This is a genomic window from uncultured Campylobacter sp., from assembly GCF_937921625.1.
In the GTDB taxonomy this organism is placed as follows: Bacteria; Campylobacterota; Campylobacteria; order Campylobacterales; family Campylobacteraceae; genus Campylobacter_B.
Genome location: NZ_CAKZTI010000001.1, coordinates 22,358 through 32,589, shown reverse-complemented (window position 1 = coordinate 32,589; position 10,232 = coordinate 22,358). Strand labels below are relative to the sequence as shown.

Sequence of the window (10,232 nt, the reverse complement as noted above, 5' to 3'; positions counted from 1 at the left end):
TTGTTTAGATACATCTGCGTGCCGTTTTTGCTCTCGCCTAAAAATACCATCTCGTCGTGTTTGGAGTCGTGATCGTGAACTTCGCCTTTGGAGTTAAGCTCGGCGTAAATTTCTTTGCCGAAGATCATTTCGTACTCATCAAGCGTACCCTCTCTGTGGCAGCCCGTGGCGATGATGAAAATTTTATTTTTCTCGCGGATTTTCGGGTAAATTTGCTTTAAAACTTTTGCCGTCGGCGTAGGTCTCGTGCCGTCGTTTACGATGACGACGATCTTTTCATCGCCCGCGATAAACTCGTCAAAGCTTTTTTGATTTATCGGATTTGCTAGAGCCTTTGCGATGAGCGCCGTTTCGTCAAATTTAGCCACGGGGTTTGGATCGAAAACGCCGAGCAAATTTTTCTCGTTTATCTCTAAGCTTAGATGATCATCTTTGCCGTATGCGATAGGGATTTGCATATCTGCCTCCTGTGTGGAATTTGGCGGGATTATAACGTAAATTTTATTTAAAACGATTTAGCCTTGCGCGGGAGCGGAGCGTTAATCTAAAGAATTTTGAAATTTAAAAAGCTCGCGAGTGTTGGACTCGCGAGCGTATAGCTATTATAAGTAGCCGTAAAGATGAGCGAAAATAAAGCCCACGCCGCATGATGTAAGCACGCCGATCAGACCGGGCAAGATAAAACTGTGGTTGATGACGAATCTTCCGATATGCGTAGTGCCGGAGCGGTCGAACTGGATCGCCGCAAGGTCGCTCGGATAAGTAGGTAGTATATAGTATCCGTAGCAAGCCGGCGCAAATGCGATGATAAGACCCGGATCGATACCGATAGTAACGGCGAGAGGAACGAAGGTCGCAACGGCGGCCGCCTGGGAATTAAGAAATTTACTGATTAGTAGCGAAACTACGATATAGGTCCACGGATAGGCCTTGACGACCTCGCCCAGGGAGGTTTTAAGCATCGCGATGTGAGCGGTAAACATAGTCTCCGCCATCCATGAAATTCCGTAGATCGCCACGAGCGCAACCATACCGCTGTGAAAAATTTCGTTTTTGGCGATACTGCCCGCTTTTATCCCAGAAGCGATCATCATAATGGACGCCGCTAGAAGCATGAAAATTTGAATGGTAAGAACCATATTTAAATTTGCGGTTTTCTTCATAGTATCTTTTACGACGATGCTTGCGTTTGCGATACTCTCGCTCTTATCGCCTGCGGTGATTACGACGTTTCCGTCCTGAGCAACGATGCTTTGAGTAAGCTTCTTATCTTTGTCGTAAATTTCGACGCTGTTAAATTTAGTAGCGTCTTTGGCTTTGGACTCTTTGACGTTTGAGATTACCTTGCCGCCATCTACCGTGGAGACGACCTGGCCGTCTTTGATAGTGATGTTTTTGACATCTTTTTTATCCACTACGATCTCTACGGATTTGCCCGGTGCGTTATTCGTCCATGCGGGGCGGAACTGCTTGTAGTATCCTAAGACCGCAACCAGCGCGATAGTGGCTAAAAATATCCACATACATACCCATTTAATGGTAGCTAGTTTCTGTCCAAGCAGAGTAGTGCTTTCGCCATAGATATATTTTTTCTGCTCTGGATCTTTGATCTTTTCTTGAAATTCCGGATCTTTATCCAGATCCTTACCTCTAAAGATCGACCACGTTCCGATTACGAGCATTCCGATAAAAGTAGAAGGGATAGTAAGCTTAAGTAGATCCAAATAGCTGCTAAAGCCCTCGATATGCACGCCTTGACCCAGCAAGATCGCAACCATCGAAACGCCGGCAACCGAAACGGGGCTAGCGATGATGGCAAGCTGAGATGAGATCGTAGATGCGGCCATCGGGCGCTCAGGGCGGACGTTGTTTTTAATCGCTACGTCGTAGATGATCGGAAGCAGCGTATAGACGGTGTGTCCCGTTCCGCATAAAATCGTAAGCGTCCACGCAACCATAGGAGCGATGATACATATAAATTTAGGATGCTTTCTAAGAAGCTTCTCGGCAAGCTGAAGCATAACGTCAAGTCCGCCCGTAGCCTGTAGCGTCGCACTCGCTACGACAACTGCGAGGATAGTTAAAATAACGTCCACTGCCGGCTTACCCGGCTCTAATCTAAATCCAAACACTAAGATCACTAAGCCTATACCGCCTAGAATTCCCAGCGCCATACCACCTTTTTTAGCACCATAAAACAAACAGCCCAAGACTATAATGAGCTGCAAAAAGAATTGAGTGCTTTCAGACAAACTTGTCAGAAACTCCATCGTTTCTCCTTTGTAAAAATTAAAACAAAACTTCGGCGATTATACTAACTTTTTATTTAAACGAAATTAAAGGAGCGTTACGAATTGTAAAAATCTATCAAAATAAAAATTTACTGAAATTATAATTTTAAAGCAGAATTTATAGCGAAATGTGAAAAATAAAATTTCACTTAGAGCTGTTTTTACATCATAAAATTTCGCAACTTTTAAGAAAACTTAGAATTCCATTATAGCTCAAGCTTTAAACCGATTTTTAAGCCTTGGAGTAGTATCATTTCACAAAGAGCGGATTAAGATGAATTTTATAAAATTTTGTATTGCCTTTTTGATTTGTTTATCGCAGATGGCAACAGCCGGTAGCTTTGATCTAAATGCCACGCTGCGTTTGGGCGCATTCGACGCAAGCTCGCACCGACTGCTTTTATGCGACAGTGGCGGCGAGCTTAGGATGTTTGATACTGCTAAATGGGATGTGGAGTTCGCGCAAAAATACAGCGATAACGAAATTACGGCTCTAAATTTTAAAAACGGCAAAATTTATCTAGCTTGGGTCGGAGCCGAAATCGCGGTATTAAATGACAGATTAAAGTTTTTACACGCGCTTAAGACGGGGCGTAGCGGCACAGCCCAAATAGATGCGATCTATGCCGCAAAAGACGCGATTTACGCGGTAGTGGATAAGAATCAACTAATAAGATTAGACGAGGACTCTGATAACAGCGCGGATGGCGGCTACGCCCCAGGTGAGAATTCCACTGCAAACGGGCAATCTTTAAATAAAAATTCCGCTCCTAACAGGCTGCGCGGAATTTCGCTTAATTACGGCAGGATCAATGCCGTTAGCCTGGGCGCTAACGGACTTTGCGTCGCAAGCTGGAACGGCGTAGCCTGTTTTAGCGCAGATCTTGTCGGGACTAAATTTAGCGGCAGCGATACAGCGCCTAATCGCGCTGCGCAGGGAGAGCTTGGTAGCGTGAAATTTAAAGATGCGGAATTTGATAGCACAAAAAACGTGCAAGGCTCCGAGCCAAACAAAACGAAAGCTAGCGGCGCAAAGAGCGCGGAATTTCAAAGCTTAGAATTCAAAGGCGCAAAATTTCAAGACGAGGGGCTTAAAACTCAAAGCGAAATTTCAGCCGAAGCTGGCGATAAAAATTTAAGCGGCTCTATAGCCACTGCGCTTGCAGACTGCGACGGGACGCTGTTTACAGGCGATATAGAGGGGAATTTTATAAATTTAAAAAGCGGCGAGCGCAAAAGCGTGGGCTCTTGGATCAAATCCATCGTATGCGCCCGCGGCACGCAGTTTATCGCTACTAAAGATAAAATTTACGAAAATCAAAAAGCAGGATTAAAGGAGGTTGTGGATTTAAAAAGCGAATTTTTAGCGATGTACGCAGACGGGGAAGCGATCCTCGTAGTCAGCAAATCAGGCAAAATTTTAAAATTCTAAGAAAGGATTAGTATGTTAAAAAGTTTCAAACCCGTACTTTTGGGCTCGGTTTTGTTCGCCGCAAGCGCCCTGTGTGCCGCGGATAGCGACTTAGAGCGCGTGATGAAAGAACGAAATTTAAGCGAAAAAGACGTTTTGGCGGCGGCTAAGACCTATCAGCCGACCGGTAGGAAGGACGATTATATGGTCTTCTCTTCCGGCGGTCAAAGCGGACAGGTGATCGTTTACGGCGTGCCGTCGATGAGGATCTACAAATATATCGGCGTATTTACCCCGGAGCCTTGGCAGGGATACGGCTTTGACGAGGAGAGCAAGGCGGTCTTAAGATCGGGCTCCATTAACGGCAAAGAGATCAACTGGGGCGATACTCACCACCCAAATTTCAGCGAAAAAAACGGCGAGTATGTGGGCGATTATCTCTTTATCAACGATAAGGCAAACCCAAGAATCGCGGTTATAAATTTATCCGATTTCGAAACCACTCAAATAGTCGTAAATCCCGTAATCAAAAGCGATCACGGCGGCTCTTTCGTAACGCCTAATACCGAATACGTCATCGAAACCAGCCAATACGCAGCCCCTTTTGATAACGACTGGCACCCGATCGAGGAGTATCAGGCGGTTTATCGCGGTGCGGTAACGCTATGGAAATTTGACTACGACAAAGGTAAAATCGACGTAAATAAATCCTTTTCTCTAGAGCTTCCTCCATATATGCAAGATCTAAGTGACGCAGGTAAGGGCGAGAGCTTTGGCTGGGCGTTTACCAACAGCTTTAACTCCGAAATGTACACGGGCGGCATCGAAAAGGGTCTGCCTCCGATGGAAGCTGGCATGAGCCGCAACGATACCGACTACTTGCACGTTTACAACTGGCAAATTCTAGAAAAACTTGCTCAAGACAGCAAAAACTACAAGGTCGTAAACGGACACAGAATCGTTACGATAGACGCCGCCGTAAAAGCGGGAGCGCTATTTTTGATCCCTGAAGCCAAATCCCCTCACGGCGTCGATGTTAGCCCTGATGGTCGCTATATCATTATCGGCGGTAAACTAGATACTCACGCTAGCGTTTATGATTTTAAAAAGATCAAAGAGCTAATTGATAAAAAAGAATACGCAGGCAAGGATCCATACGGAATTCCGATCCTAGATATGCAAAAGACGCTTCACGGACAAGCTGAACTTGGTCTTGGACCTTTGCATAATACCTTCGATTCGCAAGATGGCGTAATCTATACATCGCTTTACGTCGATAGCCAGATCGTAAAATGGAACTACAAGACGCTAAAGGTTTTAGATAGGATCAATGTCCACTACAATATCGGTCACCTTGATTCTATGGAGGGCAAATCCTCTAAGCCTGTCGGTAAATACGTAATCGCGCTAGATAAGCTTTCGATCGATAGATTTAATCCTATCGGACCGCTTCATCCGCAAAATCACCAGCTCATCGACATTACAGGACCTAAAATGGAGATGCTCTACGATCTTCCTATCGGTCTAGGCGAGCCACACGACGTAGTTTCTATCGCAGCTAGCAAGCTTCATACGAAACCTACCTATACTATGGGAACAAACTCTCGCACCGGTAAGCAGCACCCTGCTATGACGCTAGCAGGTCAGGAGCGCATCGAGCGCGACGGCAAAAACGTAAAAGTCTATGCTACAGCGATCCGCAGCCATATTAATCCTGAGCACATCGAGGTTAATAAGGACGATAACGTAACGATCTATATGACAAATTTAGAGCGTGCCGAGGATGAAACTCACGGCTTTACGGTTGATGATTACGATCTGCATATGTCGCTTGAGCCGGGTAAGACTGCGAGCGTAAATTTCATCGCAGATAAAGAGGGCGTATTTCCTTTCTACTGCACAGAATTCTGCTCTGCGTTGCACCTTGAGATGTTTGGATATCTATATGTAAAAGATCCGAATAAAAAATACACTTCAGCTAAAGCGTCTATGCTAAAAGCTCTTAGCCCAGAAGCTCTAAAAGCCGAATACGACAAGGTAGTAGCTACAAATAAAGCCACCGACGACGTTATTCAATCAGTCGTTAAATTCTTAAAAGAGAAAAACTACGAGAAGTATCCTAAGGTCAAGGCTTTAGTCGATGACGCGCTGGATCAATACGGCAAAATTCCTGAAACCAAAGCCAAGGCAGACGCCGCGGTAAAAGCGGGCGATATGAATGGCGCGATACTTTGGGAAGGTCAAGTTTGGCAGTACCTAGTAAAAACCGCAGATGTCGGACTTCGCGCTAAAAATAATCTAATCCGCGAGCTCTCCACTCCTATGAGCGAGGCTGCATCTAACGGCGAGAAGGCTTACCTACGCGGAGGCTGCAACGGCTGCCACGTCATCGGTCAAGTAAGCTCCGGTCCTGATCTAACGGGCGTCCTACTTCGCCACGAAAACGGCGAGAAGTGGGTAGCCGATTTCATCAAAGACCCTGCTAAATTCTACGAAGACGACTACGTTAAGGCAATGATAAATTACTTCAACCTTCGCATGCCAAATCAGCATATGAAAGATGAAGAGATCAAAGATATCATCGAATACCTAAAATGGGTCGATGAGAACGCGGGTCTTAACTAGCCCCCACTCTCCCCCGCAAGGGGGAGAATTTAAAGGAGATGAAATGCCAAAATATAAAATTTACGCGATTTTAGCGCTGCTTATTATGACGGTCGCTTTTACCATCCCTACGCTCGGATTTTTCAAAGTCCAAGGCAAAATCGTATCGGGGCAGGTTAGCAGCGTCTCGCAGCTGCCCGCATACTCCGCACCGATATGGAATTTTTATACAAAAGCATCGTATAAAAATCACCTAATTCCTAGTGATGTTAAAAATGATCTAGGCGCGATGCTGGAGCATAAATTTGAAGTGGGGGTCCCTAGCATACCGGTGTGGAAAATTTCACTTGAAGCGCCGAACTATCCAAAAGAGGCTTTCCCCGATGGAATTCCACTTTACGTCCACGTTGATGGCTTTAGCGGCGACGTTGGCGAGATGAATACCCTAAATCACTATATCGGCATGTATCCCGTATGGCGCGGCGGCACGCTCGAGCACTCGCTATCGCCGTATTATCTCATAATCGCGACGATAGGAATGCTTGCGTTTTTGTACTATGATGGCAAGGGGCAGACTCTGCTTATGATCCTGCCGATCATTGCGCCGCTTATTTTCATCGGCTGCTACGTGGGCTGGCTGTATTGGTTCGGGCACAACCTGCAAGACTGGGGCGCGTTTAAAATAAAGCCTTTTATGCCTACGGCGTTTGGCGACGGCAGCGTGGCGCATTTTACTACCCATTCATATCCGGCTCTTGGCTTTTGGTTGATGCTGGCCCTATCGCTGCTATCGGCGTTAGCTCTACTATCTAAGAAAAAATTCCTACGAGAGCATAGATGAGGCTTTTGCTTCTAGCATTCTCGCTCGCGCTAAGCTTAAGCGCGGGCGAGCTTCAAGACGCGATCGATAGCGCAAAAGCGGGCGATATTATCGAACTAGCCACAGGCGAGTACCACGGCAATATTTTAATCGATAAACCCCTTACTATCGACGGACTAGACCGCTCCGCCGTGATCATAGGCGATCGCAACGGAACGGTCATCCGCGTCCGCTCTCCGCATGTTACAATCAAGAATTTAACAATTCAAAACGGAGGCTTCGAACATCTTAGCGAGGATGCAGGGATCAACTTAAGCGACGTAAACAGCGTAATCATAAAAAATAATCTCATCAAAGACGTGCTCTACGGCGTCGTGCTAAGCAAGGCAAACGACGTAACGATCGAGGGCAACGAAATTTCAAGCAATACCTACCGCACGAGTTTCAAAGGCGACGGCATAAAGCTTTGGTATTCCAACGCCAATAAAATTTTAAATAACGACGTCCACAACGTCCGCGACACCGTTTTTTACTTCTCAAACGGTAATCTCGTCGCAGGCAATAAAGGCCACAACTGCCGTTATTCATTGCACTTTATGAACTCCGGGCATAACGTCGTGGAGGATAACTACTACGACGGCAATAGCGTGGGATTATTTTTTATGTTTTCAAGCGATAATATCGCCAGACGTAACGTCGTACGCAACGCAGACGGCGCTTACGGCGTAGGTATCGGTATGAAGGATAGCTCAAATTTCAGGGTTACGGATAATAAAGTCGTTTACAACGCCCGCGGATTTTATCTGGATCAATCCCCCTATCAACCAGGCTCACTTAACGTTTTTGAAAACAACGATATCGAATACAATAGCATCGGCGTGCAATTCCACGCCACGCAGCTAAAAAGCGTATTTAAAAACAATAAATTTAAAGGCAATATGGAGATCGTGCTAAACGATACGCCCCAATCCAAGCTCTTACAAAACGAATGGAGTGGCAACTACTTCGACGATTACGACGGATTTGACCGCGACGGCGACGGTTACGGCGACGTTAGCTACAGCTCATACGCCTACGCGGATAGGCTTTGGGCGTATAAACCGAATGTGCGGTTTTTTTACGGCTCCAGCGGGATCGCGCTTTTAAATTTCATCTCCAAGCTCGCTCCGTTTTCAGAGCCTGAGCTACTGCTAAAAGATCCAAAACCTAGGATGAGGCAATGATAAAGAATAGACGCGAAGCGATAAAACTACTTGGCGGAGCGCTCGGGACACTCGGGGCAGCTAGCTTGTTTGCGGATGAAAATTCGGCAAATTCTGTAAATTCCACAGACAGCGAAGCGCAAAATTTAAACGAGCAAAATTCCGTAAATTCCACAGGACAAAATTCTGCGCCGAATCCCATAAAACAAAATTCTAGCGGGGGTTCCGCCTCTTTGTATCTGCGCCCGCCCGGAGCGCTAGCGGAACGAGGCTTCCGCTCTAGCTGTATCAAGTGCGGTCAATGCGTGCAGGTCTGTCCCTATCACAGCATCTATCTGCTCGATATTACCCATCTTTTTGACATCGGCACTCCCGTTATCGACGCAAAAGAGCGGGGCTGCTATCTTTGCGGCGCACTTCCTTGCGTGCTCGCCTGTCCAAGCGGCGCGCTCAGCCACGAGACGAACGAGCCTAAAAAGGTCAAAATGGGTATCGCCGTGATCGAAAATTTAGACGCCTGTTTGGCGTATCGCGGACAGGTTTTAAAATCTAGCGATCTGCGCCTAAAGCCCGCCAAGACCGAGCAAGAGCGCGAGCTAAACTCAGCGCTAGCGGCGAAAGAGGGCAAGCCCTGCGATCTGTGCGCGTCGCTGTGCCCTTACCCGCAGCCACTTGATGCCATAGCTATGATAAAAGCGGGCGCGCATTTCGCCCCGCAGATCCGTAGCGCTTGCGTCGGCTGTGGCGCGTGCGCAGAGCTCTGCCCGGCGCGTATCATCGAGATAATCCCGCGGGCAGATTACAAATCAATCTATGAAGGAAAACAATGAAAAACTCTATTAAATTCTACCTCTGCTCGCTAGCTGTGGCGCTTTTGCTGTGTGGCTGCGGAGATGACGGCAGTTCAAGCTCTGCCGCGACAAGCTCCGCAGGGCAAAATTCAGTCTCACAAAACTCCGCAAGGCAAGGCTCTGCGAGTTCAAATTCCGCATCGCAGAGCGCGGAACAAAATCATACTGCAAAGCCTCGCATCAGCGTTAAAAGCGGCGAAGCGCCTAAGAAGGACGATAAGTTCGTAAGCTACGATTTTTATGGCGAGCGAAAGGTAAATTTTAATCTAAACGGCGATGTGAACGAAACGACTAAAAATATCGTGGCATATTCGAGCATTAAAAATCAATACGAAAAGCTAAATTTCGATCTGATGAAAAAGCGCCTTGGGCATGATTTTATCCTGCGCTGTTCAGCGTGCCACGACGACTACGCCAACGGCATCATAGGTCCGTCGCTTCTGGATAAAACCGACGCGCAGATCGTGGATATGATTAAAAAGTATAAATTCAAAGAAAAGCCTAATCCTCTTATGGTGCAGCTCGTAAACGGCATGAGCGAGCAGCAGATAGAGACGATGGCGAAAGAAATTTACGAGTTCAACAAACAATTTAAGGAGCAGAAATGAAACCGGGCAAAATTTTAGCTTTGATTTTGGGTGTAGCACTGATCGCGCTGATGATCTTTATGGCTAGTTCGGACGATTCTAGCGCGCCGCAGCAGGAAGTCAAGCCGCAAGCGCAAGCAAAGCCCGCACCGCAGAGCAAAAGCGTTGATCTCATCGACGATAAGGACGTAAAAAATATTAAAATTTTAGAGCAGAGCGTCAAAGAACGCGATTTTAAGGTTAGTAGCTCCTATCTGGTAAGCTGCGCGCCCTGCCACGGCGATGACGGACGCGGCAAGATCGCTCCGCCGATCGGCGGCAAGAGCAAGGAACAAATTTTAGCAAGCCTCAAAGATTATAAAGCGGGTAAGATCAAAAACAGCCTGATGAGCGGACTGCTAACCAACGTAAGCGACGAGAGCCTAGATAAGCTCGCGGATGAAATTTCAAAATTTAAAGAGTAAGT

9 protein-coding genes are annotated in these 10,232 nt (G+C 46.6%); 7 read left to right on the top strand and 2 right to left on the bottom strand.

Translation table 11 applies throughout. The annotated features are described in order from the left end of the window. On the bottom strand, positions 1–458 hold a 458-nt coding region (locus tag Q0101_RS00155), incomplete at its 3' end, for a lactate racemase domain-containing protein (RefSeq protein WP_297941354.1). A 144-nt stretch (positions 459–602) separates the two neighbouring features. After that, positions 603–2,270, bottom strand: coding sequence for an anaerobic C4-dicarboxylate transporter (locus Q0101_RS00150; RefSeq protein ID WP_297941353.1), 1,668 nt, complete (start codon positions 2,268–2,270; stop codon positions 603–605). A gap of 295 nt (positions 2,271–2,565) precedes the next feature. Between Q0101_RS00150 and Q0101_RS00145 the strand changes: the two genes are divergently transcribed. The 7 genes from Q0101_RS00145 to Q0101_RS00115 are packed head-to-tail and all read left to right on the top strand — an operon-like array spanning position 2,566 to position 10,230. Beyond that, positions 2,566–3,723 carry a hypothetical protein gene (locus tag Q0101_RS00145; RefSeq protein ID WP_297941352.1) on the top strand — a complete coding sequence of 386 codons (1,158 nt, stop codon included), beginning with the start codon at positions 2,566–2,568 and terminating at the stop codon, positions 3,721–3,723. 12 nt (positions 3,724–3,735) lie between these two features. Then, positions 3,736–6,327, top strand: a complete 2,592-nt coding sequence (gene nosZ / locus Q0101_RS00140; RefSeq protein ID WP_005870833.1) for a Sec-dependent nitrous-oxide reductase — start codon at positions 3,736–3,738, stop codon at positions 6,325–6,327. A 43-nt stretch (positions 6,328–6,370) separates the two neighbouring features. Beyond that, positions 6,371–7,147 carry a hypothetical protein gene (locus Q0101_RS00135; protein ID WP_005870834.1) on the top strand — a complete coding sequence of 259 codons (777 nt, stop codon included), beginning with the start codon at positions 6,371–6,373 and terminating at the stop codon, positions 7,145–7,147. Further along, positions 7,144–8,349, top strand: a complete 1,206-nt coding sequence (locus tag Q0101_RS00130; RefSeq protein ID WP_297941351.1) for a nitrous oxide reductase family maturation protein NosD — start codon at positions 7,144–7,146, stop codon at positions 8,347–8,349. Before Q0101_RS00135 ends, Q0101_RS00130 begins: the two co-directional genes overlap by 4 nt. Beyond that, positions 8,346–9,158 carry a 4Fe-4S dicluster domain-containing protein gene (locus tag Q0101_RS00125; protein WP_297941349.1) on the top strand — a complete coding sequence of 271 codons (813 nt, stop codon included), beginning with the start codon at positions 8,346–8,348 and terminating at the stop codon, positions 9,156–9,158. The genes Q0101_RS00130 and Q0101_RS00125 overlap by 4 nt, the downstream gene beginning before the upstream one ends. Beyond that, positions 9,155–9,787, top strand: a complete 633-nt coding sequence (locus tag Q0101_RS00120) for a hypothetical protein (protein ID WP_297941348.1) — start codon at positions 9,155–9,157, stop codon at positions 9,785–9,787. Before Q0101_RS00125 ends, Q0101_RS00120 begins: the two co-directional genes overlap by 4 nt. Next, positions 9,784–10,230, top strand: a complete 447-nt coding sequence (locus tag Q0101_RS00115; RefSeq protein ID WP_297941347.1) for a cytochrome C — start codon at positions 9,784–9,786, stop codon at positions 10,228–10,230. The genes Q0101_RS00120 and Q0101_RS00115 overlap by 4 nt, the downstream gene beginning before the upstream one ends. Positions 10,231–10,232: the final 2 nt, after the last annotated feature.